Annotated in this window: 19 protein-coding genes; 7 read left to right on the forward strand and 12 right to left on the reverse strand. The window is 70.3% G+C overall.

What is annotated here, in order from left to right; all coding sequences use genetic code 11:
- Positions 1–796: 796 nt before the first annotated feature.
- A complete protein-coding gene (locus tag GVV04_RS31270) occupies positions 797–2,794 on the forward strand; it encodes a VWD domain-containing protein (RefSeq protein ID WP_161692614.1) in 1,998 nt (665 codons plus the stop codon).
- Between the two features lie 71 nt (positions 2,795–2,865).
- Here GVV04_RS31270 and GVV04_RS31275 read toward each other — a convergent pair whose 3' ends face one another.
- Complete coding sequence (locus tag GVV04_RS31275; RefSeq protein ID WP_235967291.1) at positions 2,866–5,385, reverse strand: tetratricopeptide repeat protein; 2,520 nt, start codon at positions 5,383–5,385, stop codon at positions 2,866–2,868.
- A 270-nt stretch (positions 5,386–5,655) separates the two neighbouring features.
- Complete coding sequence (locus tag GVV04_RS31280; protein WP_161692616.1) at positions 5,656–5,925, reverse strand: IS3 family transposase; 270 nt, start codon at positions 5,923–5,925, stop codon at positions 5,656–5,658.
- A gap of 1,013 nt (positions 5,926–6,938) precedes the next feature.
- On the opposite strand from GVV04_RS31280, the gene GVV04_RS31285 reads away from it, so the two are divergent.
- Positions 6,939–9,629, forward strand: a complete 2,691-nt coding sequence (locus GVV04_RS31285) for a putative Ig domain-containing protein (RefSeq protein WP_161692617.1) — start codon at positions 6,939–6,941, stop codon at positions 9,627–9,629.
- A 102-nt stretch (positions 9,630–9,731) separates the two neighbouring features.
- On the forward strand, positions 9,732–10,571 hold the full coding sequence (locus GVV04_RS31290) for a hypothetical protein (RefSeq protein WP_161692618.1): 840 nt from the start codon (positions 9,732–9,734) through the stop codon (positions 10,569–10,571).
- A gap of 367 nt (positions 10,572–10,938) precedes the next feature.
- On the opposite strand, the gene GVV04_RS31295 is transcribed toward GVV04_RS31290, so the two are convergent.
- From GVV04_RS31295 to GVV04_RS34905, 5 genes are read right to left on the reverse strand one after another with little or no spacing between them, the layout of a single operon-like run.
- Positions 10,939–11,220: a PqqD family protein gene (locus GVV04_RS31295; protein WP_161692619.1), complete on the reverse strand. Its 282-nt coding sequence runs from the start codon at positions 11,218–11,220 to the stop codon at positions 10,939–10,941.
- The gene (locus GVV04_RS31300) at positions 11,217–12,371 is read right to left on the reverse strand and encodes an asparagine synthase-related protein (protein WP_161692620.1); all 1,155 of its coding nucleotides are present in this window, start codon (positions 12,369–12,371) and stop codon (positions 11,217–11,219) included. Before GVV04_RS31300 ends, GVV04_RS31295 begins: the two co-directional genes overlap by 4 nt.
- 1 nt (position 12,372) lies before the next feature.
- Positions 12,373–13,248: an ABC transporter permease gene (locus GVV04_RS31305; protein ID WP_161692621.1), complete on the reverse strand. Its 876-nt coding sequence runs from the start codon at positions 13,246–13,248 to the stop codon at positions 12,373–12,375.
- Positions 13,245–13,859 (reverse strand): ABC transporter ATP-binding protein, encoded by a 615-nt coding sequence (locus tag GVV04_RS31310; protein ID WP_161692622.1) that lies wholly within the window; start codon positions 13,857–13,859, stop codon positions 13,245–13,247. The genes GVV04_RS31305 and GVV04_RS31310 overlap by 4 nt, the downstream gene beginning before the upstream one ends.
- An 8-nt stretch (positions 13,860–13,867) precedes the next feature.
- Positions 13,868–14,029 (reverse strand): lasso RiPP family leader peptide-containing protein, encoded by a 162-nt coding sequence (locus GVV04_RS34905; protein ID WP_407938866.1) that lies wholly within the window; start codon positions 14,027–14,029, stop codon positions 13,868–13,870.
- A gap of 447 nt (positions 14,030–14,476) precedes the next feature.
- On the opposite strand from GVV04_RS34905, the gene GVV04_RS31320 reads away from it, so the two are divergent.
- The 3 genes from GVV04_RS31320 to GVV04_RS32515 all read left to right on the forward strand — a co-directional run bounded on the left by GVV04_RS31320 (position 14,477) and on the right by GVV04_RS32515 (position 16,730).
- Entirely contained in the window at positions 14,477–14,881 is a 405-nt protein-coding gene (locus tag GVV04_RS31320; RefSeq protein WP_161692624.1) for a hypothetical protein, read from the forward strand.
- Complete coding sequence (locus tag GVV04_RS31325; RefSeq protein ID WP_161692625.1) at positions 14,878–16,269, forward strand: nucleotidyltransferase family protein; 1,392 nt, start codon at positions 14,878–14,880, stop codon at positions 16,267–16,269. The genes GVV04_RS31320 and GVV04_RS31325 overlap by 4 nt, the downstream gene beginning before the upstream one ends.
- 299 nt (positions 16,270–16,568) lie before the next feature.
- Entirely contained in the window at positions 16,569–16,730 is a 162-nt protein-coding gene (locus GVV04_RS32515) for a hypothetical protein (RefSeq protein WP_201754453.1), read from the forward strand.
- Between the two features lie 34 nt (positions 16,731–16,764).
- Here the strand turns inward: GVV04_RS32515 and GVV04_RS31335 are convergent, their stop codons facing one another.
- Positions 16,765–21,021, reverse strand: a complete 4,257-nt coding sequence (locus GVV04_RS31335) for a fibronectin type III domain-containing protein (protein ID WP_201754454.1) — start codon at positions 21,019–21,021, stop codon at positions 16,765–16,767.
- Between the two features lie 371 nt (positions 21,022–21,392).
- Positions 21,393–21,842, reverse strand: a complete 450-nt coding sequence (locus GVV04_RS34910; protein WP_407938865.1) for a lasso RiPP family leader peptide-containing protein — start codon at positions 21,840–21,842, stop codon at positions 21,393–21,395.
- A gap of 32 nt (positions 21,843–21,874) precedes the next feature.
- Between GVV04_RS34910 and GVV04_RS32520 the strand changes: the two genes are divergently transcribed.
- Complete coding sequence (locus tag GVV04_RS32520; RefSeq protein ID WP_201754455.1) at positions 21,875–22,117, forward strand: ATP-binding protein; 243 nt, start codon at positions 21,875–21,877, stop codon at positions 22,115–22,117.
- A gap of 606 nt (positions 22,118–22,723) precedes the next feature.
- Here GVV04_RS32520 and GVV04_RS31350 read toward each other — a convergent pair.
- From GVV04_RS31350 to GVV04_RS33735, 3 genes are all read right to left on the reverse strand, one after another.
- On the reverse strand, positions 22,724–23,848 hold the full coding sequence (locus tag GVV04_RS31350; protein WP_161692627.1) for an asparagine synthase-related protein: 1,125 nt from the start codon (positions 23,846–23,848) through the stop codon (positions 22,724–22,726).
- A gap of 23 nt (positions 23,849–23,871) precedes the next feature.
- Positions 23,872–24,174 carry a hypothetical protein gene (locus GVV04_RS32525; protein WP_201754458.1) on the reverse strand — a complete coding sequence of 101 codons (303 nt, stop codon included), beginning with the start codon at positions 24,172–24,174 and terminating at the stop codon, positions 23,872–23,874.
- A gap of 545 nt (positions 24,175–24,719) precedes the next feature.
- On the reverse strand, positions 24,720–25,022 hold a 303-nt coding region (locus tag GVV04_RS33735), incomplete at its 5' end, for a hypothetical protein (protein ID WP_235967297.1).

Here is a 25,022-nt window from a genome sequence, read left to right on the forward strand (position 1 = left end):
GTTTCGCGTGAAGGCTGCAACATGGAGCTGCTACGCCTTTTGCCCCGATAATGCAGGTTTAGACAGTGCTCCCGTCCGGCCGACTGGGCCGCTACTCTCTGCTACCACCGAATGTGAGCCAGAGCCGAAATCGACACACTCCCCCGCATAAACCCGTGTCCAGAATCAGGCGTCAAGCCCCATCAGGGTGCAGGTGATGCTGATGCCGCCGCCAGGTTCGCGGGCGATCTCGTTCAGCCGCGCCTGCACCGGCCAGTCGGCGGTGGCGGCGGTGGTCACCTCGTACAGGCCGCCGCCGTCGCTGCGGTCCGCCGCAGCGCGAGCCTCGTGGGGTTCGACGGCGGTTCTTCCACCGGCCGCTGACCACGCTGAAGGTCACGCCCGGCGAGGTTGTCACCGACGCGAACCCGGTCTATCCGAGGGTGCTCGAGGACCTGGTCCCGTCGGCGTGGCACCACGTGCACGCCGGCCCAAGCCACCTGCGTGCCCGACCTGACCCGTACGATGTGGAGCTTGCTCGACGGCTGACCGGTTCAAGGTCCCGGTGCGCCGCAACGGGCCGGCCGGGATGTCGCCGGCCTCGCCCCACCGGTGCCCGGCGGCCTGTCCTGCCCGGGGACTACCACCGCCGGTAGGCAGGTATGGGTTTGTATGGGGTTCCCCCGCACCGCCTGGCATCGCGCGACGCTCATCAGCCAGGCCCGTCCTGAGGGCGGGCGCCAGGCGATTCCACCTGCGGTGGGAGGGAACGATGATGAGGTTGCTACCGCGAGAACGCCAATCACAATCCAGGCTGGTGGGCATCACGATCGCGGCGGTTCTGCTGGGGATGGGGGTACATGCCAGCGGAGAGGAGAAGTCACCGGCCACACACGGGGATCTTCAGGCCTGGCATTCGAAGATGGTGAAGGTACCGCGGCCGTCGGCGCAGGGGTGCTTCACCGCGGCCTATCCCGAACTGGTGTGGCAGGAGACCGAGTGTGTGGCCCCGCCGTCGGCCCCGATGGCCCCGAACCTCGAACAGGCTCCGCGGCGGGACGTGGGTGGCGGGATCGGGATCGTGACGGGGAGGCCTACGGGGGCCGGTCCCATCACTCGCGCGTACGGCAGCTTCGAGAAGGTGAACCAGCAAAACCTGTTGAGCGTGACCAGCGTCCCGCCCGCTGCCCTGCCCGGAGAGCCGCCCAGCGGGCCGCCGATGCCGGGCAGCTACTCGTTCCAGCTCAACACCAACCACCTCAGGGTCCAGGAATGCAACGGTTCACCGACCGCTGGGATGTGCCAAGGCTGGAAGCAGTTCGTGTTCGCCAACGACGGCACCAAGGGTGGCAATCCCAATCCGGATCCCAGTCCCAGCCGCCTCTACGTCGAATACTGGCTGCTGCACTACAACCCGGACCCGAGCCAGGGCCAGCCATGCCCGTCAGGGTGGACCGAGGCCCCGGACGATGGGGAAATCCACTGCTCGCGGAAGACCGAAGCGATCGAGCTTCCCTACCTACCGATCCAGAGCATAGCGAGGCCGGCCCTGCGACTGGACGGCTCGATCACGAAGACGGCCGACGGGCAGGAAACCGACACCGCCACCTTCAACGATGGCTTGGGACGAATCTACTCGTCCACGGGGGTGGGCCTCCTCCACGTTCTACCACCGGAACCCCAGGGGCCCGGGTCGGAGTGGACCCAGGTCGAGTTCAACGTGTTCGGCTATGGTCGCGGCTCCACGGCCAGGTTCAATCCTGAGGCGAGCTTCAACGTCCGCACGACGATCGAGGACGGCAGCCCGGTCAAGCCCGACTGCCAGAACTTCGGTTTCAGCAGTGAGAGGAACAACCTCAACTTCGGACCTCCCGGGCCGGTCCCGTCGAGCCCGGCGCCAGCCGTCGTCATCAACGAGTCGGTCCAGGGTCCGGCGGCGGCATCGGCCTGCCGCATCGCCGCGATCATCGGCGACACCCACCAGTACACGTTCGGCGGTCTGTTCTACGACTTCCAGGCCACGGGCGACTTTGTCGAGGCACAGGCCGGTTCCACGTTCGAGGTGCAGACCCGCAAGGTTTCCGGTGCCCCGAACTGGCCCAACACTTCGGTCAACCGGTCGGTCGCCCTGAGGATGGGCAACTCGAGGCTGGCGCTGTGCGACGGGACGCGTCTGGTGGTGAACGGCACCACCACCAGCCTGCCGACCGGCGAGTCACTGCTGCTGCCCAACGGGGTGGCGATCGATCGCGTCAACAACGTGTACACCTTCAAGGACCCTTCGGGCAACAGCGTCCGCGCCACCGTCAACACCGGGTACCTCGACCTGGGCGTCGGCGTCGGGCCCGGGGCAACGACGGTGCGCGGCCTACTGGGCAATCCCAATGACGATCCCCGCTACCTTGAGGCCAGGGACGGCAGCGTCCTGCGCGTTCCGCTCTCCCATGCTGACCTCTACGGCAGGTTCGGCAGCAGTTGGCGGGTCAGCCCTTCCGCCACCCTGCTGCAACCCTGCACCACCGTCGCCGTGGGTGACCCGACGGCGCCGTTCTACGCCGGCAACCTCAACGCGAACACCCGCATGAGTGCGCAGGAGCTCTGCCGCACCAGGCAGGTCACCACGCAGTGGCTGGACACGTGCGCGCTGGATGTCGCCGTGCTCGGCGCGTCCGCCGCCACGGTCTATGTCGGGCTTCAGCGACCGGAGGTCGACGCCAACCCCGTGCAACCGCCGGCCTGCGTACCTGGAAACAGCCATCCGACCTGCCCGACACCGACGTGTTCCCCAGTGGGATGTGGCAGGGCCGGCGGGTAACCCCAGCCTCCACGGAACGTGCGATCTCCGGGGATGATCCACCAACCCGGGCATCCCCGGAGATCTCGCTGTCAGGTGCGGGTGCCTGCGTTGTCGAGGGCGGCGAGACAGGTGCGGATCTGGCGGGCTTCGGGGGTGCCGAGGTCGGTGTAGATGGTCAGGGCGTGCTGGTAGTGGTCACGGGCCCGATCGCGCTGGTCAAGGGCGCGGTGTGCACTGGCAAGCCCGGCCTGGGCGCGGGCCCGCTGGTCCCGGGCGCCGATTTCGGCGGCGATGGCGTGGGCGGCGGTGTGATGGGTGATCGCGTCGGTGGCGTGGCCGGCGGCGAGCGTGGCCTCGCCGAGCCCGTTGAGCGCCCATGCCGCGCCGTGCTTGTCGCCGGTCATCTGCAGGATCGTAAGGGCCTGCTGGTGATGCCGGGCGGCCTCGGCGGGCTGTCCGAGGTGGCGGTGGAGGGTGCCCAGCCCGTCCAGGGTCCAGGCTTCGCCGTTGCGATGACCGGCCTGACGGAACAGGACGAGCGCCTGGGCGAGGTTCTCAGCAGCCGCCTCGTACCGGCCCGATCGTGTGTCGACCTCCGCGAGGTTTGCCAGCGACACCGCCTCGCCGGCCTGGTCTCCGCTCTGTCGGTACAGGGTGAGCGCCTGTCGGAGGTGCGTGGCGGCCCTGCGGTAATGGCCCAGCCGCTGTTCGACGTCGCCGAGGTTGCTCAACGCGCGGGCTTGACCAATCTGGTCCCCGGCCCGCAGGTGCGCGGTTCGGGCCTGCGCGAAGTGGGCGGCGGCTTTGCGGTAGTGGCCCAGCCGCTGTTCGGCGACGCCGAGGTTGGTCTGCGTCCGGGCCTGCCCGAACCCGTGCCCGGTCTGGCTGAACAGGTGCAGGGCCGCCGTGAAGTGTTCGACGGCAGACTCGTACCGGCCGACCCAGAGGTGGGCCGCACCGAGGTCGGTCAGGGCGTGGGCTTGCTCGGTGACATCGCCGGTGTGCCTGGCCGCGTCGTGGGCGTGACTGTGGATGGTGACGGCATCGCTGCCATGGCCGCCGGCGAAGTAGCGGTACAGGATGCGGGAGAGGCGGGTCGTGTGGGTGGGCCAGCCGTGGCTGGCGGTGTGGGCCGCGACGGTGACCAGGGTAGGCCGTTCGATGTCGAGCCAGGCGAGAGCGCTGTCCGGGTCGGCCAGCTCGGGGGCGGGTGTGCCGGTCGGGGGAATGTGGGGGCGAAGATGCGCCTGGGCGGGGTGGAGGGCGTTCATCGCGGCGGCGGCCGTGGCGAGATAGTGATCGAACAGGCGGGTCAGAGCTTCCCGGCGGTCGGCGGGGCGGACCTCGTCGTGTGCGCGGGTGATGGCGAATGCCCGGACGAGGTCGTGCAACGTGTACCGGCCCGAGGCGGACTGCTGGAGGAGGTGGTCGCGGCACAGGTGGTCCAGGTGGGCGCGGGTGGTGTCCAGGTCGGCGTCGGTCAGGGCGGCGGCGGCGTAGGCGTCGCTGTCCTGACCGGGGTGCAGCGCCAGCAGCCGCAGCAGCCGGCGCTGGTCGGCGGGCAGGTGATGGTAGGAGAGGTCGAGGGCGAGTTCGACGCCGGTTTCCAGGCGTCGCTGGTGGTGGCGTTCGTCGAGCCGGTCGGCGTGGTCGGTGAGCGTCCAGCCGGATGTGGCCCGCATGTGTCCGGTGGTCAGGTCGAGGGCCAGCGGGAGATAGCCGCAGCGCCGTGCGATGCGCGCCGCCGCGGCGGGATCGTCGCCTGTGGGGACATGGCTGACGACCTGGGCAAGATAGTCGACGGCCTCGTGCGCGGCGAACACGTCGACCACCAGGTGCGTGGCTGGGCACAGGTCGGACAGGATTCGCCGGCTGGTGATAAGGGTGAAACAGCCGGGAACCTCGGGGAGGAGCGGCCGGACCTGGTCGACGTCGGCGGCGTTGTCCAGCACGATCAGGGTACGGGTGCCGGTGAGCTGGTCGCGGTAGACCGCCGTGCGGGCGTGGAGATCGTGGGGGATCTGGTGGGCCGGTACGCCGAGCAGGCGCAGGAAGCCGTCCAGGACGGCAGCCGGGTCCGCGGGAGGTCGGGCGGGGTCGGGGTGAAATCCGCGCAAGTTGACGAAGAGTGTCCGGTCGAAGCGGTGTTCCCGGATCAGGAGGTGTCCGGCGTGGATGGCAAGCTGGGTTTTGCCGACCCCGGCCATCCCCTCGATCGCCGAGACCGCCATCGCCCCGTTGGTGTGTCGGTTGTGGCTGAGGGCGTGACGGAGCTGGTCGAGTTCGGTGGCACGGCCGGTGAACCCGATCAGGTCGGGCGGCAGCCGGTCCTGGACCCGTACCACCATGGCGGCCTGGGCCGCCCCGCCGACCACTCGTAGCGCCTGGCGCCACTGGTGCACGTACCCCTCGTCCGGATGCAGTGCCTGCACGACCGCGGTGACGAGGTCGGTGTTCAGCCGTCGCCGACCGGGCTTGAAACAGTCCACGACCGTGGGCCGCTTGGTCAACTCGCTGGCCGGGCGACCGGCGGCCCGCCACGCGTTGTTGATCCGGCTGGTGATCCGTTCGTAGGACGGGTTCCCGGCCCAGACCTTCAGGGACCTCAACGCCGCAGTGAGCTCATCGAGCGTGCGAGCCCGACCCGGGTCCGGCATCAAGGCGGACGCATCGTCCGCTCGGGTAGCGGTCATCGATCAATCTCAAGCATCCATCGGCATGAAAGAATGTAGCTCATCGTATCCGAAAGAGCACGTCGCGCGTCCCCGGATGGTGGTGCTCAGTGGTGGGGACTCGCGGCCAGTACCTTCTGAGCGGTGTTCGGCGATCGAGGTGGGGCCGTCCGCGCCGGCTACCTGCTGATGTCCGGCGGGGAGGCGTCAGGGTGAACACCGTCCGGCACGGCGCATCAGCATCTCCACCGGGTGGTTGCCCACGACGAGGCCGCGGCCCAGCCGCAGTTCGGCGTGCACCTGGCGGGAACCGTACGTGTCGCGAGATGCCAAAAACACCGCGCGGATCTGTTCGGTCAACCACGCGTGACGCAGCGCCCGCTGCGAGAGCGGCCGGTTCCGCCAGGCGTAGTACCCGGACGCCGAGACCTCGAGTACACGGCAGCAGACGTCGACAGGAAGCCCCTCAGCGGCCATCCGTTGGATGACCGCGTACCGATCTTTTGGGGGCACCACATCCTTGACTTAGAAGTAGAGTCGAAAATCCGGCTCAGTCCAGTCCGTCCGGGCCAGCTCCCCGACGTCCGAGCACCCACCCGCCCCGACATCGGCCGCCCTGCGGCCGACCGGCACGGAGCACCCCGATCACCCAGATCAGGCCCGATCAGGGCGGGCGCGACGGCCTCCCATAGAACGAGGCTGACCTGAACCACTACCAGGTCCGCCCGTACGACGCCTGGTACCGCCACATAACACTCGTTCTGCCCACTAAGTGGCGATCCTGCGGCGGCAGCGCCGGAAACACCCTTGTCCTGGCCCGACCGTGCCGCCTTCGCCGCGTTGATCCGGCTGCTGCCAAGCAGTTGCAAGCGTGCGGCTGGTGACCCCGCGTGGACGGCGAACTCGCCGATCTGATCGGACGACTCGCGACCGAGAACCCTTCCTGCGTACCCAGGCAGGGACTGGGCCGCTCACTCGCTGTCGTGCTCCGGGCGCGCTTCGGCGACCTGGGCGCATCGCCCGGGCCCGGAAATCACCTGAATGCCTGCTCGGCCGTTCCATGACTCCACCTCCTCATGGAATGGAGCTGGCGATTCGCTACCCGCCGCGCTGCGTACGCGTGTCGCTGGCGTTCGCGGGCGACCGGGCGAACTCCATCCGATGACCAAGATCCCGCGCTCCGCACCCCGCCGAACTGACCGCGCGGGGCGGGCGGCAACCCCTCCCATCTGCGAAAACAGGCTGTCGTCCGAGTGACAGATCTGCACCGATGATCGGCTAACGTGCTATAGAGATATGAGCGAAAAAGGACGTTTTCCGAGCAGGTGTCGCGTTTCGGCGAATGTCCGGCCGCCACCTTCAGGTGCGGGACGCGACCGGCAGGACAATGGGGTGACCACCGGTCGGGTGACTCTCCTCGCGCCACGGTCCACATCCGCGTCGACGAAGAGCACCGCCGCCTCAACGGTCGGTGCGAGCTAGGAGCACCCATGTCAATTCCGCACCGTGTCCGTGCGCTGGCCGCCCTGGCGGTCGCATCCACCTTGGCGCTGTCCGCCGCGGCGGTGGCCCCGGCCGCAGCCCGGGATCCGGTCGCCACCAAGACGGCTCCCCCGTCGCTTGCGAACATGCAACTGGTGACGGCATCCACGAGGGCCACCAAGCCGGCACCGCAACCGGTGAAGCCGGCCGCACCGGCGACACCCAGGGCCGCCCGCAAGGGCAGCCTCGCGGTGGTCACCTGGAAGGCGCCCGCCGACCGGGGCAGCAGGATCACCGGATACGTGGTGACGCCCTACCGCAACGGCAAGGCCCAGAAGCGGGTGGTCTTCGACGCGTCGAAGACCACCCGGATGGTCAGCGGCCTACGCGCCGACGGGACGTACACCTTCACGGTGGCCGCCAAGAACGCGGCCGGCGTGGGGCCCGCCAGCCCACGGTCCGCGCGGGCCGGCATCCTGGCCCTGCCGTCGGCGCCGACCGTCGTCGCGGTCTACGCCAACAGCGTGGCCGCCACGCTGAGCTGGACCCCCGGCTCCGACGGCGGCTCGCCGGTCACCAACTGGGTGATCACCCCCTACCTCGGTGCCGTCCCCCAGGCGAGCCAGACCCTGGGCCCGGCGACGACCGGCGTCGTCACCGGCCTGACCTCCGGGCTCACCTACCGGTTCACCGTTGCCGCCCGGACCATCGAGGGAATCGGCTCCGCGTCGGCGCTGTCGCCGGCGGTGACCACCAACGTGTCCCCCACCCTGGCGTTCCCCACTCCCCCGTCGGCCGCGGTGGGCGTCGCCTACGTCGCCCCCCTGGACGTGACCCGTGGCGTGCCGCCGTTCGTGTGGTCCGTCCAGTCCGGCAGCCTCCCACCGGGTTTGACCATCCGGCCCAACGACGGCACCCTCTCCGGCGTGCCGACCGCCGCCGGCACGTACCCGCTGGTGGTCCGGGTCGTCGACTCGCTCGGCAACTACGGCTCCCGCCGGATCGTGCTCCAGGTCAACCAGGCGCCCGACCTGCGAAACCCGGCGCCGCCGCTCGGCGAGGTCAACGCGTACTACTCCGACCAGTTCCTCGTCTTCGGCGGGACCGCGCCGTTCAGTTGGTCGTTGGCCGGCGGCTCGCTGCCTCCGGGGGTCACCCTCGACCCGGTCACCGGGCTGCTCGCCGGCCTGCCGACGGTCGCCAACGCCTACCCGTTCACCATCCGGGTCACCGACGCGTTCGGGCTCAGCGACACCCAGGACTTCCGGATCGTCATCCAACCGAAAAGTGTCGTGACGCTGACCGCCGACACCACCCAGACCACCTTCGGCTCGGCGGTGACCTTCAACGTGGCGGTCGGCCCGGGCGTGGCCGAGGGCACGGTGACGCTGATCGACCTGCTGCCCAACGGCACCGACGAACCGCTGGGCACCTTCCCGGTGACGTTCAACGCGGCGGAGTTCCAGGCGCAGATGCCGGCGTTCGGCCTCAACACCTTCCGCGTCCAGTACGACGGCCGAAACACCAAGGCGGTCGCCAACTCCGACACCGTCACCATCGACGTCCGCGCCGCCCCGGGACAGGTGCTCATCGACCAGTTCGCGCAATCCGGGATCGCCGGTGCCGCAGACCAGTTCGTCTCCGTGCTCAACACGACGGCGCTCAACCTGCCGATCGCCGGATTCAAGATCGAGACTGCGGGCGGCCCGACGATCACCATCCCGCAGAGCGCGCGTCCCGTCCCGCCGCGTCGCGGCTATCTGGTCGCGGCCGCCGGCTACTCCCTGACCGACATCGTGCCCGACCTGGTCGTGTCGAGCCTCGGGCCCGGCGGCGGCCTGCGGATGGTCGCACCCGACGTGCCGGGCACCGTCGTCGACGCGGCCGGCTCGTCGCCAGGCTTCTTCGAGGGCAACCCGCTGCCGGCCTTCGCCGGCCCGCCGTTCGTCGTCTTCGCGTGGGTGCGGCTGCGCAGCAACGGACAGCCGGTGGAAACCGGCGACACCAGGCGCGACCTCAAGTTGGTGTCGACCATCCTCGGCCCGATCAACGGGGTGCCCTCGATGCTCGGCAGCCCGTCGCCGCAGAACAGCCTCGGCACCTTCCAGCAGAACGGCAGCGTGCAGACCACCCCGCTGGACCCCGGCGTCGCCGCCTCGGCGGCGCCCAACCGCGAGGTGGTCGGCAACCGGCTGGTGCTGCGCCGGACGCTCACCAACCGGTCCACCCAACCGATCACGCAGGCCCGCCTACGGATCACCGCGCTGAGCCAGGCCAACGGCGCACCGAAGCCGGGTGACCCGGAACCGCCGCCACCGCACGGCAACCTGCGACTGATCAACCCGACCACAACGACCAGCGCCGTCACGCTGAGCACCGGACAGACCGTGACGGTGTACAACCTGCGGATGGACGCCCCGGCGACCAGCCCACCCGGGGGCGGCCTGTCCACCACCCTGACCATCCCGCTCAGTCTGGGCGGCCTCGGCAGCGGGGATGCGATCAACATCTCGCTCACCTTCGCCGTGGACACCCCGGGTCGGTACTGGGTCGGTTGGGACATCGACGCCCTCGGTGGCACCCCGAGCGCGGCGGCCAGCAAGGCATCCGCCGCCAACACACGCAGCAAGCTCAAGAAGGCCGGCCCGAACTCGGGCGACTTCCGCAAGGGACAACTGGTCACCGGCACGCTGCGCTGACCGACGTCCACCGGTGCGGGTGGCGCTCCGCGGAGCGCCACCCGCACCCCTGCCCGTCGTTGATCCACCGACACACCCCAGCACGCTTTGGGAGAACGCAGAATGCGGCCATCCGCGCGCTTCGCCTACGGACTGCGGGTCCACGGCCTGGCCGGCGTCACCGAGCTGATGCCGGCCGGGACCGACCCGTTGCCCGAGGTGGAGGTCCACCAGGACACCGACTCACCACGGCCCGTACCCCACCCGCTCGACCACAGGCACGGCGTGCGACTGCTCGCCGACGGGCGGCACCTCGCCGTCGACCGGGAACGACGCACCGCCGTCTTCCACGGCCCACCCCTAACCCCCGACCTGCTCGCCCACCCGTACCTGGCCCCGGTGGCGACCACCTTCAACCGCTGGGCGGGTCGGGAGACCTTCCACGCCGGCGGATTCGTCCGGGACGGTCGTGCGTGGGCGGTCACCGGGCCACGCACCGCCGGCAAGAGCAGTCTGCTCGCGGCGCTGGCCGCCCGGGGCGTACCGGTGGTCGCCGACGACGTCCTGGTCCTGGACGGCACCGACGTCTTCGCCGGGCCCCGCTGCATCGACCTGCGGGAGCCGGTGCCCGGAGTCCTCCTGCCCAGTGGCCCGGCGCGGGCCCGCACCCGCACCCGCGTACACCTGCCGCCCATCGGGCACCGGACGCCCCTGGGCGGCTGGTTCTTCCTCCACTGGGGCGACGCGGTCGAGGCGACCCCCGTGCCGGCCACCGCACTGCTGGCCCGGCTGGCAGCCAGGCGCTCCTGGCACCAGTTGCCGACCGACCCGGCCGTCCTGCTCGCCCTGGCCGCTCTGCCCGCGTGGGACCTCACCCGTCCCCGCGACTGGGGCAGCCTCGACCAGGTCTGTGCGCTGGTCGAAGCGACACCCGCCTCCGCAGGCGAGGTGGTGCGGCGATGAGCGCATTCACCCGACCGAACACGCTCTTGTACTGCCTTGCCCTGGACGAGACTGCGACGGCGACCCACACCCGTCCTGGGCACGGGGGCATCCTGATCAAGAGCGCGGGCTGGGCGCCGTACGGTCCCGCAGGTACACCGACGTCGACTTGCTCGTCGCCCTGCGGACGTTCGACGCGGCCCAGGAGGTGTTCCTCGACCAGGGCTACCGGCCGGAGACGCCGGGGCCCGCGACGACGACTGGTCGCACTGGTACGCACCGGGTTCCACGCGCACGCGTGGCTGGACGGTGACCCCGATCCGTACGGCGCGGAGATGACCGAGTTGCTACGTCGGGAACCGTCCGCCGGCTGACTGCCGGCGACCGTTCAGGACCGTTCGACCAGACCGTAACGGTCGAGGTCGGCCAAAAAGCGCGTCACGTCGTCGGCGACGCGGTCCCACTCGGCATCGGCCGTCGACGCCAGCGCCTCGGTCAACTCTGCGGCGGTGGCGCCGTCCACCAGCCGGTGCCACAGCGACGCACCGACCGGGTCCAGCCCGAAGTAGACGGACTGCCGGGTGTCCAGCACGACGATGTCCTCGCCGGCCTGCCGCCAGGCGGCGCGCTGCTCGGCGATGCGGTAGACGGTGGGCTGTGCAGTGTTCACGGTGACACCTCCATGCGGGGCGTCGGCCATGGGGACGACGCCGGCGGGTTCTGCCTCAACCAGAGATGCTGGACGAGGCCGGCCGTGCACTCCGGGATCGGCCAACGCGACCAGACCTCCCGCAGGGCGGCCGCGTCGACCACGTCCTCGTCGATGCCGTGGCCGTCCCAGTGCCGGACGAACTCGCGGGTGGGCCGGCGGAGGAACACGGCCAGGAAGTGTGCCTTGCGCCTGGGAGCGGTCACTGGCGCGGGAAGCTCCCCGGCGGCGATCCCGGCGAGCAGTTCGGCGCGGGTCGGTCGGTGCCGGTGCCCCGCCCACCCTACGAGCGCGCCGGCGAACACCGAGTCGAGCAGGGGCTGTACCAGCCGTACGTCGTGGGCGTCGGCGACCCGGGTGAAGCAGGCGACCGACGTCCGCAGGTCGCGGCGGCGCAGGTGCCAGGCGACCCGCTCGTCCAGCCGTTCCGGTTCGGCCCGTTCCTCGGCGCGGAAGGCCCGGCGGACGTGCCGCGCCGCCGCGGGCCGCAGCCACGGGAACACCTCGGTGGCCGGCCTGCGACGGCGTACCGCGGCGCGGAGCCGGCCGGCCACCTCCAGCAACGAGGCCGGGGCAGGGCGGCGCCAACCGGCGAGGATCTGGTCCCCGCCGACGCCGGTGAGCAGCGATCCACCCGCCGCCAGCTCCACGATCGGCAGGTGCAGGTGCAGGTTCAACGGGTGTAGCACGCCGAAGCGGTGCAGGAACCGCCGGGCGACCGGCCCGACCAGATCGAGATCGTCGTCTGCGGTGCGGATCTGCCAGTCCCGACCGACGTCCAGCACCCGGATGATCTCGTCCTGCCACGGCGACTCGTACGCGCGGGGCGCCCCGGTGAACCGCCAGGTCACCGGGACCGGGTCGGGCAGCCCCTCCTGACGGGCGACCCGGACGGCGACGGCGAGCACCACCGACGAGTCGAGCCCGCCGGAGAAGCTGACCAAGCACGGTGGCCGCCGCAGCGCCGGGAGCACCGCGGCCTCCAGCGCGGCCAGCGGGGAAAGCGGGGTGGGCACGACACACAGCGGTCCCCCCTCGGCGACGTCGGGCGGTGCCACGCCGGTGACGAGGCCGGTCGCCAGGTCGTATGGGGTGGGCCAGCGCACGGTCACCTCAGTCCCGGTTCAGGGTGCCCTGGCGGCAGGCGCGGCGCAGCGCCCCGCCGAACAGCCCGACGGAGATCGGTAGCAGGATCACGGCGCAGCCGAGCAGGACGGCCAGGTCGGTGCCCCACGACTGCCCGGCGAGCGCATGCCGGAACCCGTCGAGCGCGATCCGGGTGGGCAGCACGGCGGTCAGCCACGGCGGCAGCACCGGGAGGGCGGCCACCGGAAAGTAGGTGCCGGAAACGAACGCGATCACCACCATCGTCAGGCGGGCGACGAGGTCACCGCGACCGAACGCGACGGTGAACGCCATCAGGGCGATGCCCACCGCCAGCATCACCCCGACAGCCGACGCCAGGACGAGGATGGTGCCGACCCAGCTCGCCCGACCGACGTCCAGCCCGAACAGCAGGCCGAGGACGGCGAGGTAGATCGTGGCGCGGAGCAGCGCAAAGGCGAACGGGTGGGCAGCCAGTCCGACGGCGAGGACCCACCGGGGCACGGGTTGGGCGACCAGCATCTCCAGGGTGCCGTCCCGCTGCTCCTGGGCAACCCGGGAGGTGACCTGGCTGGTGGCCGCTTGGACGACGAGCATGAAGGTGAGGCCCACCGCGACGAAGTCGAAATAGGTCGCCGAGTGCCCGAGGGCGTTCCCTTCCGGCACGCGGAGCACCCGGGAGATGAGTAGGAAGACCACCAGGTTCACGATGCCGAAGGCCAGGTCCAGCAGCAGCGGTGGCACCAGCCGGCCCCGTTCGGCGAGGTTGCGGCCGACCAGGGCGAGAAGCACCGATCCCGCGCTCGCACGGTCCGGCAGGCTCGCTGCGGTCGGCGGTGCTTCGACGGCACGCCCGGTGAGTTGCCCGGCCGTCGGGCGACTCACCGGCGCACCGGGAAGGTCAGCGTGCGTCCACAACGGCTTTGGTCCTCCGACTGGTGGGACACCACCACGCAGGCCAGTTGCGGACGACGGTCCAGCGCGGCCCAGAGCAGGTTCCGAGCCCGCTCGTCGAGGGAACGACCGGGCTCGTCGAGCACCAGCGCCGCCGGATCGGCCAGCAGACTACGGGCGATCGTCACCCGGGCTCGCATGCCGGCTGAGCAGCGTTGCACCGGTACCCGGGCGAAGGGGCCGATCTCGAACTCGTCCTCGACCCGGGCGACCATCCGACGGGCGGCGGCAGCGGGTAGCCGAAGGCGCGCCGCCAGCAGCAGGTTGTCCCGGCCGGAGAGGCTGCCGTAGAGGCCTTGTTCCGGGTTGAGGCAGACCCCCAGAGCGCGGCGCGCGGCAGGCGAACCGGCCGGGTGACCGTCGACCAGGGCAGCGCCGGAGGTGAGCGACAGGGTGCCGGCGAGACAACGCAGCAGGGTCGTCTTGCCGGAGCCGTTGCCGCCTGTGACAAGCAGTCGCGTTCCCGTCGGAACGTCGAAATCGAGTCCGGAAAAGACCCGGTGTCGACCGAACCAGCGAGCCGCGCCACGGAGGCAGAGCATCGGGCGGCTCAGAGGGAGTCGCCGGTGCCGCCCTGGCCGTCACCGATGGGTCCGGTGCCGCCTCGGGTGAGCTCAGCGAGGGTGCCGAGTCGCTCCACCCTGGGGGCTTGGTAGTCGCGGACGTGGCCCACCTTCTTGTCATTTTCCGAGCTAACGCGAATTGAATCCATTTTCTCCTCCAATGCCCGATAAGAGCGCCATGCCGTAGAGTAGCGCAGTGGTCGCGCGGCGCAAAGCAAATCGGAACACGGGCCACCGAAGGACCGACGGTTGCACTACTGGGCCAATAGGGTGTGGCCCTTAAATCCACCCCGGGGGATTGCGTGAGCGACGACGCCGTCTGCTCCTGGGGGGTGACCGACGCCAACGGGGTCAGCGCCAGCAGGACGCGCTCGGTGGCGGCGCCCCTCGCGCGGCCAAGGCCGCGAATGACAGCAAGGCGGCGAAGCATCGGGGGCGCGACGCCCGACGCCTGGCCGAGTCCCGCTCGTTGAGAGTGATGATCAGCGGCATTCTGCGCCGACGCCAAGACCGGCGGCGCGGGTGGCGGTCAACACGATGCCATCCGCCGTCCGGCGTGGTGGAGGCCGGACGAGGACAGGAAGGTTGATCAGGACATGCGGATAACCGGGTGGTCCGTCCACGGGCTGTGCGTACACGAACTGGACGAGGCCGCGGAACCTCCGGCAGCGGACGACACCCGGCCCGGACACCCGGCCGCGCTGGTCCGCCAGGTCGCCGACCGGCTACGCGGCGGGTTGCCGCCGACCCCGGCGCGCAACCCGTCGGGCGGGTGGCTCTTTCTCGGCTGGGGGCAGAGCGTCGCGCTGGACCGGGTACCCGGCCCGGCCCTGCTGTCCCGACTCGCCGCGCTGCGGTCCTTCGGCCACCTGCCCTCCGCCCCGGCGACCCCGCCGGCCTGGGATCTCCACAGACCCCGTGACTGGCCGGCGCGGGACGGCACCCGTCGGCTCATCGAGGACACCCTCGCCCCCGGCCGCGTCGCGGAGGCGCTGCGGTGACGGCCGTACCAGCGGCGATCCGCTGCCTGGCGCTCGACGCGACCGCAGCCGTCGTCACCCGGGCACTGGCCGACCATGGGGTGGACGTCGTCCTGCTCAAGGGCGCCGGGCTCGCCCGCCAGCTCGGTCTGGAACGACAGCGGATCTATTCGGACATCGATCTGCTGGTGGCTCCCGCCAGCTTCGCCGCCGCCCAACAGGTGCTGGCCGACCTGGGCTGCCGTAGTGCGCTGCCGGAGGAACAACCCGACCGCCGGTCGCACTGGTACGAGCGGCCGTGGCGGGTCCCCGGCCCGGTGCCGCTCACCGTCGACCTGCACCGCGGCTTCCACGGGGTGGCGGACCCCGAGGCCCTCTGGACCGCATTGTCCCGCGCGGCGGTACGGATCCCGCTGGCCGGCGGCAGCGTCGCCGTCCCCGACGAGGTCGGCACCGCCCTGCTGGCCGCGTTGCACGCCGCCGCACCGGGCCGCTCCGGCCGGCCGCTCATCGACCTGGAACGGGCGCTGGAGGTCATTCACCCGGACACCTGGCGGGCAGCGGCCGACCTCGCCGCGCGGACGGGCGCGGTCCCGCTGTTCGCCCTCGGACTGCGACTGACGCCGGCCGGCGCGGCGCTGGCGACGACGCTGAGCCTGCCCCGGCGAACCACACCGGCGCGGTGGATCAGGGCGCACCGGGGCTCGCCGGTCGCGTTGACCCTCGCCCAGCTAGCCGAGCTGCCCACCGCCCGCGACCGGCTATGGCACCTGGTTCCTCGGCTCTTCCCGTCGCCCGCCGCGATGCGGCACTCCAGCACGCTGGCCCGGTGCGGTCCGGCAGGACTGTTCCTTGCCCACCTGGGGCGGCTGCTCCGCAACCTCGGGGGACTCCCGGCGGCGCTGGCGGAACTGCGGGTGGCGGCCCGGGCCGTCCGACAGTTGGCGGTGGGCGACCGACCGCGCCCGCCGGGACGGGGACCCGCCGGGCCGGCCTGGCGCGGCGGCCTGCCGGCGGTGCTCCGGCTGGCCCGTCGCGGTGGACTGCCCGCGCTGCATACCGCCGTCTGGACGGCGCGGGCCGTGCGGCAGGCAAGGATCCAAGTCGCCCGGCACGACCTGGCGTCCGTCCGGCTCCCGGCCCCACCACCGGGCTCGGGCGCCCACCGGCACGTCGTGCTCGGCGTGCTGCACCGGACGGGGGCGAACTGCCTGCAGCGGGCGCTGGTCCTGCAACGCTGGTACGGCAGCCAGCGGGTCGCCCGCACCCTGGTGATCGGGGTCACCGCGCCCAGCTCCGGCTTCCACGCCCACGCCTGGCTCGACGAAGAGACCGACGCGCAGCGGAAGGCGATGGTGGAGATCCTGCGCCGACCGACACCGCAGGACTGGCTAGTGCCTCGTCTTTGAACGTTGATCGTGCAATCCGTCGGTTCTGGTGACGTGTCAGGCAGGCTGTCTCCCAACGGTTCGACCTTGGGAGGTGGTGGCCGGTGGGCAGACGCCCGGAGGTGTTCGTCCGGCAGGTGTCGATGGCCGAGGGCCAGCGGTTGCAGCGCATCGGTCGGACCGCGAAGGACCCAGTGAAGCTACGCAGGGCGATCGTGGTCCTGATGTCCGCCCAGGGCCAGCCGCCCCGGACATCGCCCACCTGCTCAAGACCAGCGAGGACTACGTACGCGACGTGATCCACGCGTTCAACGGGTCCTATGCGTCGACGAGTTCGGGCCCCCCTGGCGGACAAGTGGGTGGTCATCGACCGGCTGATGACCGTGACGATCCTGCCGTCCGGGCGCAGGGGACGCGGGTTCGACCCGACCACGCTGAGCATCGAACCCAAGCACGGACTCGGCACCCCCACCTTCGCGTAGCCGATTCTCCGGTCGCCCGTTCTGATACCGGGCGTCAGTGGCGGCCGAGTTGTCCGACGATCATGGCTGGCCGTGCCATGTGCGGGTGTTTCGGGGCGAGTTGGGTGGTGCGTTTCCGGTTGGCGGTGGTGCTGGTGCTGAATGCGTCGACGTTGTAGCCGAACCAGAAGGTTCCGGGGGTGTCGACGGCGAGGGTCAGAGCGATGTTGACGGATTCGCCTGGTGCCAGGTCGCCGCCGGGTAGCGGAATGGTGAGGGTGGTGGCCAGGCCGCCGCCGGGGGTGGCGGTGGCCGGCGAGTTCACCGATAGGTTCTGCACGGTGACGGGTGTCCCGTTGGGCGGGGTTACGCTGCTGGTCGGCGTGGGCGGGTTGATGATTCGCAGGTGGGCTGGACGGGCTGGTTGGACCGGAACTCCGGGTTTGGGAGCGCCGTTGGCCTCGCTGAGGCTGGTGATTCTGACCTGTGCGGTGGTGATGGTCGTGGTCAGTGAACGGTTGGTGATCACCCGTCGGACGGTGAGAGTTCCCGGCGCGGCGCCGACGCCGGGGACGTACACCTGGTTGGGTGCCGCCGCCGCAGCGGTGGCAGGGGCCAACAGGGTGGATTGGAGGGTGCCGTTCTGTTGGTACGGCGAGGCGGTGCCCTGCGGTGAGGGGGTGCCGAGGGTCGACTGGCTGCCTCCGACGAGGCCGCCGGTGGTAGAGACCAGCTTGAAGTCGGTGTTGTTGTTCTGGGTGTTCTGCGGCCGGCCGGCGACGTTGAGTCGGGTGAACGCGTATTGGTTGGTGGGGGTGCCGGTGAGGGTTGGCAGCGGCGTACCGCTGTAGTAGCCGGTGCCGCTGGAGCCGACGGCGTCGGTGGCGGTGGCGGCGGCGTCGGGCGCGACGATCTTGAGTCCGCCGGTGCCCAGGCTGGTGGTGGTGATGTTTGGCACGGTCACGGTGTTGAGTGAGTAGCCGGCTGCTGCCGCGAGGTAGGAGTGCCCGGTGGGCAGGGTGGGTGCGGTCGGCGGGAGCGTGAGTGAGGTGCCGGAGGCAGCGGCGATGGTGAAACCGGCGAGGGGAAGGGCGGGGCCGGTGTTGTAGAGCTGGACGTACTGGTCGCTGCCGCCGGCGGGGCCGGAGAACCGGAGCTGGTTGATGATCAGCTCGCCGACCGTGGCGGAGACCTGTACGGCGACTGGGGCGGACGTGGCCGCGCCGTGGGTGGTGTCGCCGGTGTAGGTGGCCGTGACGGTGTTCGTGTTGAATGCCGGCAGCGCGATGCTCAGGGTCGCGGTGTTACTGGTCAGCGGCACGGTGCCCAGGGTGACGGCCCCGAGGGGGGACGTGGAGCTGAAGGTGACCGACCCGGTGACCGGTACCGGTCCTGGGGTGGCGGTGAAGGTCACTGTGGTGCCGAAGGTGGTGGCTGTCGTTGACGAGGTCAGTCCGATGGTGCTGGCCTGGCGGATCAGCAGGGTGACCGGTTCGGTGGTGGTGCGCCCGAGGGAGTCGGTGACCTGCACGGTGAAGTCGAAGCTGCCTGCGGTGCTGGGGATGCCGGAGAGCAGGCCGGTGCCCGGGTTCAGGGTGAGCCCGGGTGGCAGTGATCCGGTGCTGACCGACCAGGTGAACGGGCCGGTGCCGCCGATGACCGTCAGTTGGTCGGAGTAGACGACGTTGACGTCGCCCGGCGGTGGGGGCGGGAAGTTCAGGGTGGGCGCCGCCGCGATGACCAGGGTCACCGCTTTGCTGGCGGTCAGCGTACTGGCGTCGGTCACCTGCACGGTGAACGGGAAGCTCCCGGCCTGGGTCGGCGTTCCGGAGAGCAGGCCGGTGGTCGGGTTCAGGGTGAGCCCGGGAGGCAGTGATCCGGTGCTGACCGACCAGGTGAACGGGCCGGTGCCGCCGGTGACCGTCAACTGGTCGGAGTAGACGACGCCGACCTCCCCCGCCGGCGGGGCCGGGAAGTTCAGGCTGGGCGAGGCGTTGATGGTGACGGCCGACGAGGCGGCGGAGGCCGGACCGGTGCCGGCGGCGTTGGTCGCTGCCACCCGAAAGGTGTACGTGGCACCGGCGGTCAACCCGGTGACTGTCCGGGTCGTGGGCGTGCTGGGGAAGGTCTGCGCGGCTTGGGCGACCCCACCGATGTACGGGGTCACGACGTAGCTGGTGATGGTAGAGCCGTTGCTGGCCGGCGCGGTCCAACTCAGGGTCGCGGAGTTGCTGGCCGCGCTGACCGCTGTGATGGTCGGGGCTGCGGGCACGGCGTAGGGGACGACTGCCGCCGAGGCCGGGCTGTTCGCGCCGGTCCCGAAGGCGTTGACCGCCGCCACCTGGAAGGTGTACGACGCGCCTGCCGTCAGTCCGGTCAGAGTGCGGCTGGTCGTGGTGGTGTCGAACGACTGGGTCGGCTGGGCCACCCCGTTGCGGATGGGGGTGACCACGTAGCCGGTGATCGGGCTGCCGTTGTTCGCCGGGGCGGTCCAGGAGACGGTGGCGCTGGTGATCCCCGCGGTGGCGGTGGGCGCGGCAGGTGCGGCAGGTGCGGCGGCATACACGTACGACGCCGAAGCCGCCACCCCGCGGGTGACGACGGTGACGGCGACGGTGGCCGCCGACGCCCGCGACGGCATCGAGGAGATGGCGAGGGTGCCATCGCCGTTGACGGTGAAGCAGCCCGGTGCGGGACCGGACGGGCAGGGCAGCAGGACCACCGGCGTGCCGGCCTGCTGTTCTGCGGTCGTACCGATCTCGATCGCCGTGGCCCCCGAAATGTTGCCGCCGCCGACGGTCACCGCGATGCCACCGGCGATCGAACTCAGCGCGGGGGTCACGGTGATGCCGCTGGGCGCCGTCGGCGGGGTGATCGGTGTGGTGGACGACGCAAAGCCCGGGTTGGCATTGCTGGACGACGAGGTCACCGTCGTCGCGGTCTGGATCAACGCGGGAGTCACGCCACTGCCGGTCACGATCGCCACCACCGTGACCGGTGGCAGCGACGTGCCCCCGGCGAACGGCCCGTTGCTGTTCAAGCAGGTGATGGACTGCCCCACCGCCGTGCCGCAGATCCAGCCGGAACCGAACGCCCCCACCGGCACCACCCCGGCAGGCAACGTCTGGGTGACCGAGATCGGAGCCGTCTCAGCCACACCCGCGTCGACCCCCGCGGTGACCGCGTAGGTGACCGGGTCACCGGGGTTCAGCGTCGACAGGTTGTAGCTCGTCTGCGAGACGTTCAGGTCGGGAACCGGGTTGAAGGTGACCGCGGCGCTGTTGTCCACCTCGTGGAAGTCGGTGACCGAGCCGGTCGAGCCGACCCAACCGAAGGCCAACTGCTTGGGTATCCCGCTTGCGTTGACCCAGTTCGGCGAGGGATAGAACGACGCGGAGACGGTCGGCAGAAGGCCCTGGAGGGTGATCGCCGCCCCACCCACCGGCGTGAAACGGACACGGTACTCGCCGGCGGGCACGGTGATGCCGGAGGCGGTGGTGAAGGCCGCGCCCGTGCTGTTAATGACGACCTCGACGGGCACCACCGACGCGGGGCGGGTCGCCGCGCGCAGAGCGAGGGCGGGCGACGAGGTGGTCGTCGCGGTGCTGTTGATCGCGCAGTAGCCGACCCCGTTGCGACCCGGCCCCCGAACGACGACCTGGCCCGGAACCCGTCCCGTGGTGGCGATGTAGGGCGGATTGGTGCAGCCCGACCCCTGGTAGGTGCTGCTGCTGTAGTTGCCGAAGACGTCGATGCCGATGCCGAGGTAGCCATTCGACAGCCCGGCGCTGCCGCCGTTGAACGCGGCGGAGTACCCGAGTGATCCCCCGCGGTTGCCGGTCACCGCAGGGGAGAGCGGATTCACTGGATCGACTGCGGCCAGGACGAAGGCCAGCCCGTCCGCCCCAGGAGTGCTCCCGCCGTACTGGTAGGAGTTGAAGGTGATGTCGAGACCCTGCGAGGTGGGCACACTTGCCGCCGAGAACACCCCACCAAGCTGGTTGGTGGTGGCGTCGGTCAGCCGGAGCTTCCCCGACCCCTGCGGATCGGTCGACGCCGGGCAGCTCAGCAGCGGGCCGGACGTCGAGTTACCGGCGGCGGTCAGGCAGGCGGTGTTACTCCCCTGTCCCGCAGGCACGCCGGGCAGCACCACCGGACCGATACCGTTGGCGGTGTTGTTGTGGAACGGCTGGTTGAACAACGCCGACCCGACGGCCAGCGCCGGCGCCGACCCGACGGTCAGGACTCCAGCGACGAGCACTGCCGCCGCCGCGACGGCGGTCAGCGCCCGAGGGCGGTGAAGGAATGGCATCACGGTTCTCACCTTCGTCCGGGGCCCTGCCAAGAACCCTGCGGAACCCACGACGACCTCGATCACCTCACCGCCCATTCAAGACGGGCGCGGTGAGTTTTATTCACTACTGAAGACTCTCCCCCGATTGCCTGAAGCCGACTATATGCCGCAGCGAGCGGCTCGGAAAGAGCAACCAGAACCCGAACACTCACTGACGAAAAACGGGAGCCAGGCACCCCTGCGAAGAGGATTCACAGAAGCGTCAAGAAAGAGAGGAACCCCAAAGCGGAAGGGACTCGCAACTCAAGATGCCGCACCCAGCAGGGCAGGGAAGGTCCACCTGGCGAAACCACCACCCGCAGGCCACTCCTCCGATCGGGCCACTACCCTCACAGTGAACCGTCACCCCCAGCGCCCCCCAGCCCATCGTCTGGCCCAACAATCCCACCCCGTGTCAGCTCGGCCAATGTGCCGAGCCGCTCAACCGTGGGAGGCTGGTAGGGACGCCAAGAACCGTCGACCTCGATACCGCCGGCTCGGCCGCGCACACCCTCAGCACTTCCACTCATGCCCACGCCGCCATCCTTCCAATCTGAATAACTTTTCATAACCCGACCCCCGATCCTGATTTCCGACGCGATTACCCTATGCGAGCCAGAGCGGCTGATGACGGACCTGCCCAGAAAGATGCGCCCTTCGGATTGCCTTATAGCATCCGAAGGCGAAGAGACGCCCACTGGTTGGTGCCTTCTCGCACGTGTACTGGCACCCATCCCGCGGCACAGGGTCGGCAGCGCGGCCACAATGGAGAAAGCCGCGCGGCCGGTGATAGCCCGCATCTCCCGGTTGATGCCGTCAAGGGTGCCCCCCTATGGGTAAGCGGGTGCCGGTGGTGTTCTTCCTGGTGGGGTTTACCGGTTCGGGCCAGACCACGTACGCGAAGCGGGTGCTGGAGCCGGCGGGGGCGGTGCGGCTGTCAGTCGACGAGGATGTCTTCGCCCGGCATGGCCGACATGGGGTCGACTACCCGGAGTACGAGTACTTCGAGCGGGAGAGCACCGGTCGTGGCCGAGGCGCGGGATCGGCTGGTGGGGTTGGTGTCCGTGGGGCGTGACGTGGTGCTCGATCACGGGTTGTGGCTTCGGGCGGATCGGGAGGCGTGGAAGACGCTGGTGGAGACGGCCGACGGCCGGTGGCGGCTGGTATACGCCCCGCCCCCCGAGAGGAGTTGCTTCGCCGGCTGGCGGCCCGCAACGAGGAGGAGGACGCCAATGCGTTGACGGTGACCGAGAGCACGCTTGATGACTTCTACGGCCGGTTCGACGTACCGGACGGTAAAGGGGAAGAGATCGTGCCGGCGTCGGGATTCCCGCAGCAGGGCGGGGCTGCTGCTGCGCCAAGTGCCATCCGGGAGGTGGTTGACGCGCACCAGTTCCGGTCCAAAGCCGGCGGACGCCCGCCAAGATCCGGTCGACCAAGGCAGACCCGCCCGATCCACTCGAGAGCCCTTGTTCAAGCGCCCGGTCAGCCCCCTGCGGGCTGGCCGGCGACGCAGGCGACGACCTGCCCTGCCCTACTACAGAGGGAACGGCTGTTGGTCCGGGCCCAACTCCGACTACTGGCCCACTGGTAGCGATCACTTCCCCAGCGCCAGCATGGTTCGGCCAGTGCTTACCCGGCACCGTCTACTCATGCTGGCCTCTCTCTGCACGGTTCTCGTTCAGGGATGCTGGCGGTCCGTCAATTCCGGATGAGACGCCAAGGAAGCCTGCTGCACCAGATTGGCGGTACCGCCGGGGATCGGCCATCGGGCCCAGATCGTGCGCAGCGCGGATACGTCCACCAGTGTCGGGTCTACCCCTGTGCCGTCCCAGTGTTGGACGAACTCGCGGGTAGGGGCCCGCAGGAAGACTTCGAGGAACCGGGCTTTGCGGCGCGGCGCGGTGGCTTCGGTGGGCAGCGATCCAGCGGTGATCTCGGCGATCAGGGATTCTCGGGTGGTGTGTCGACGGTTACCGGCCAACCGGGTCAATGCCGCAAGGAAGGTGTCGTCGAGTAGAGGTTGGACGAGCTTCACGTCTTGATCATCGGCGACCTGCTCGAATGCTGAGCAGGTCATCGACAGGTCTCGGCGTCGGGTGTGCCAGTCGATCCGGGGGCCGAGCCGCCTGGGTTCGTGCTCCTGCTCCGCCCGGTATGCGCGGTGGACCTTCCGGGCCGCCTCCGGCCGGAGCCATGGGAACATCTCCGTGGGACGCTGCGGCCGTCTCAGCGCGATCAGGGCGCGTTGCCTGGTCCCGGCGAGCCGAGCCCGCCACGATGCGGGGGCGGGGCGGCGCCACCCGGCCAGGATCTGGTCACCGCCCAGGCCGGTGAGGAGTGATCCACCGGCGGCTAGTTCCACGATCGGCAGGTGCAGGTGCAGATTCACCGGGTGCAGCACTCCGTGGCGGTTCAGGAGCCGCCGGGCCACCGGACCGATGAGATCCAGGTCGTCGTCGGCCCGGAGGATCTGCCAGGACCGGCCCACAGCCAAGGCACTTATCACACGTTCCTGCCAGGAGGACTCGTCAGCCCGCGGTGCCCCGGTGAATCGCCAGGTGACCGGAACAGGGTCCGGCAGCCCATGGGCTCGGGCCACGTTGACAGCGATGGCGAGTACGACGGACGAGTCGAGTCCGCCGGAGAAGCTGACCACGCATGGTGGTCGACACAGGGCGGGGAGCACTGCCTGTTCCAACGCGACGAGCGGAGTCGGCAGGCAGGGCGGGAGGATCAGTGACACCGGTGGGCCGACACCCAGCACCGTGCCGGAGGCGAGGTCGAGCGAGGTCGGACGCAGCATGGTTGAGGGCCCCCTGACCGGCATCACGCTTGGCCCTTCGCTTCTGGCATCGCGAGTCCTCCGGTGATTGTCATCGGGCGCGTCGTGCGGGCGTATCGGGGCGCGGGGCGGGCGGCGCGGCTGCTCGCGGAAGCGGAGCTGCTGCCGGGGGCATCGACGTTGCATCCGAACCAGAATGTTCCTCCGACGTCCACTGCGACGGTCAGGGCGATGTTGACGGACTCGCCCGGAGAGAGTTGGCCGCAGGGAAGCGGGACGGTCAGGGTGGTGGCGAGGCCGCCACCGGGTTTGGCGGTGGCAGGCAGGTCGACGGAGAGGTTCTGCACGGTGACTGCGGCCCTCCGGGCAGCGTCACCGTGCTGGTCGGCGTGGCCGGGTTGACCAACCGCAGACGGGCCGGACGGACCGGCTGGACGGGGCCTGAGTTGGGTGCGCCGTTTGCCTCGCTCAGGCTGGTGATCGGTAGCTGTGCGGTCGTCATGGTCGAGAGGTTGAACCGCAGGTACCAGCGGACCGCCAGGACGATCACCTCGGACGGGAAGCGGAACCCCGCGAACGCGGACGCGGGCGGAGACCAGGACCGGAGACGAGACAGCGACCTCACCGGCCAAGCAGACAACACCGGGCAAGCTGGAGTCGATCATGCTTCCGCCCAATGCAACAGAGCCGCCACGGCCATGGCCCGATCGGCGGGGCCAGCCACGCCACGTCGGCCTCGCCGAGCTGGAGGGGCCCGGCCGGCAGGTCACCGGCCGGGCCTCCGATCAGGACTAGTGTGTTCGACGACGCCTGGAGAGGAAGAGCATGAACCCGCCCAAGGCGACAATGACACTTCCCGTGCCCGTCAGGGCCGGTACCAGACCGCTACCGGTTACCGGCAACATTTCGGCGCCGTCATCCCGACCGCCTGGCCCACCGGGACTACCGGGGGCACCGGGAGCACCGGGAGCACCGGGAGCACCGGGACTACCGGGAGCACCGGGAGCACCGGGAGCACCGGGACTACCGGGAGCACCGGGAGCACCGGGAGCACCGGGACTACCGGGAGCACCGGGACTACCGGGAGCACCGGGACTACCGGGAGCACCGGGACTACCGGGAGCACCGGGACTACCGGGAGCACCGGGACTACCGGGAGCACCGGGACTACCGGGAGCACCGGGACTACCGGGAG

Origin of the sequence: Micromonospora rubida, from assembly GCF_009908295.1 — a bacterium.
In the GTDB taxonomy this organism is placed as follows: Bacteria; Actinomycetota; Actinomycetes; order Mycobacteriales; family Micromonosporaceae; genus Micromonospora; species Micromonospora rubida.